General features: G+C 41.0%; 2 protein-coding genes. Both read left to right on the forward strand.

The window, feature by feature from the left end; translation table 11 throughout:
• The first annotated feature begins 54 nt into the window (after nt 1-54).
• Nucleotides 55-1470 carry an aminodeoxychorismate synthase component I gene (pabB, locus tag AC3AX0_RS11475; protein WP_487550419.1) on the forward strand — a complete coding sequence of 472 codons (1416 nt, stop codon included), beginning with the start codon at nt 55-57 and terminating at the stop codon, nt 1468-1470.
• A 58-nt stretch (nt 1471-1528) separates the two neighbouring features.
• Nucleotides 1529-2350, forward strand: a complete 822-nt coding sequence (locus tag AC3AX0_RS11480) for an aminotransferase class IV (RefSeq protein ID WP_487550420.1) — start codon at nt 1529-1531, stop codon at nt 2348-2350.
• Nucleotides 2351-2486: the final 136 nt, after the last annotated feature.

The raw sequence follows: 2486 nt of genomic DNA on the forward strand, positions 1-2486 counted from the left end.
GACACGACCTTTTGAAAAATTTTGTGAACATGTCCAAGGAGGCAAGATACAGCAATGCAGGATAAGGTATATATATGGGAAATGGATACTGAGCTATCGAGCTTTGACATATTCAAGGCTGTAGAAGAGGGGACTGACAACATAATACTGGACAGCTCCAAGGCTGATTCCCTCTACAGCAATTATTCAATAATGGGAATCAATCCATTTTTGACTGTGAAATATGAAGATGGAAAGATATTCACAAAAGACTACAGGCTTGAAGATGCGAACTTCAAAGCTGTGGAGGAGACGTGTTTATTTTCATACCTCAACAGTCTAATGGAGAAATACAGTATTGAAAACGATACGGACCTTCCATTCATAGGAGGAGGTCTTGGATACTTCGGCTACGACCTGTCGAAAAAACTGGAAAAGTTGCCTGACAGGGCGAAGAAGATTGTGGATGTACCGGACTGCTATTTTGTTTTTTACGACAATGCAGTAATACATGATTTGGAAAATGAAAAAGTTCATATAACTTCCCTTGGAATTCTTGATGACGGGATTTCTTCATCCGATAAGATCGTGAAGAGGATCAAATCCTACAGACCTTGTGGAACGGATGTTGTAGCAAGTGTTGAAGAAGGCAACAGACCGGTATTCAAGTCTCCTTTTTCAAAGTCTGAATATATGGAAGCTGTGGAGTCCATGAGACAGTATATAGAAGAAGGACACATATATATTGCAAACATGACCCAGACCTTCATGAGCCCCTTTGACAAATCACCAATGGAATCATACGAGAGGCTGAGAGGAATAAATCCAGCTCCATTTTCTGCCTACATGGCCTTAGATGGATTCAACATACTTTCATCGTCGCCTGAAAGGTTTATTGATATTAGAGGCGGGAAGGGGCAGACCAGGCCCATAAAGGGAACAATTCCTAGGGGAAAGAATCCTCAGGAGGATGACATAAACAGGGAAAGGCTTAAAAACAGCGAGAAGGACAAGTCGGAGCTTTTGATGATAGTGGACCTTGAACGAAACGACATGAGCAGGGTGTGCGTACCCGGGTCCGTCAAGGTGACAGAGCTCTTTGAAATAGAGGAATATGCTACAGTATTCCACCTTGTGTCAACAGTTGAAGGAAGGCTCAAGAACGACTGTACCAGTGTTGATTGCATAAAGGCTGCCTTTCCCGGCGGTTCCATAACTGGAGCGCCTAAAATCAGAGCAATGGAAATCATTGACGAGTTGGAAAAGACCAGAAGGAATATCTACACAGGTTCAATTGGATATCTGGGATTTGATGGAAATGCGGACTTCAATATAATAATAAGGACTATTCTATTAAAGGATGAAACTGCCTACATAGGTGTAGGTGGGGGAATAACCTGGGAATCAGATCCGGAGATGGAATATGTTGAAACCATAGACAAGGCAAGGGCTCTTTTCAGGGCTCTCGATGCCGATTATGTGGAAGAATAAGTGAAAGCAGCACAAAACTGTGGACAGGTTGTATGAATTCAGGAACGGGAGGATAACTGTGGACAAGGACAGAATTAACAGTGATTGCAGTGAAATTAAAATTGATGAAGTTGTTTTTACAGGTATAGAGACTTCCAACTGTTCCCTGATAGTGGATGATGGAATAAACTATGGAATTGGATTTTTTGAAACCATCCACGTTCTTAACAGTCCTGTTTTTTTAAAGGACCATTTGGACAGGCTGAACAACAGTCTTGAAACCTTTAATATAAACAGGCGAATAACAGAGAATCTAATATATGAAATAATGGACAGGCTTGATATAAGAAATGAAGCGATCAAGATATCCGTAACGGAGAAGAATGTCATTGCTTCCAAAAGACCTGTAGCCTATAAAAGTGAGTATTACCACAGGGGTGCGGATATAATGACCAGCGATATTGTGAAAAGCAGCAAATCATTTCTTGTGAACCACAAGTCCCTGAATTACGGAGACATGATACTGTCTCTCAGAGATGCAAAGGGACAGGGCTTCGACGACTGCATGTTTCTTAATGAAAAGGGCTTTGTCACTGAAAGCACTATAGCAAATATCTTCATAATAAAGGATGGAGTGATCCACACCTCCTCCGTTGAAAACGGACTCCTTCCTGGAATAGTTAGAAAGTATATAATTGATAAATACGAGGTAGTGGAAGGAGACATGCAGCCACAGGATATATATGAATGCCAGGGAGGATTTTTGACCAACAGCCTGGTTGGTGTGGTTAAAATCAGAAGCATTGACGGTAAGGTTCTTCCGGAATATGACCTTGTCCATAAGATATCATGTGAATATTTTAAACACATAACCAGGGAATATTCAGGAGGTGCATTGTAATGTATAGTGAGATAATTAAAAACGGCCAGTATATGGAATGTCTCAATAAGATAGCGGAACTTGAAGAGGACAGAAAATTCTGCAGACATGATCTGGCACATTTTCTTGACGTTGCCAGGCTTGCATATATTATGTC

Source organism: Dethiosulfatibacter sp. (assembly GCF_983023055.1).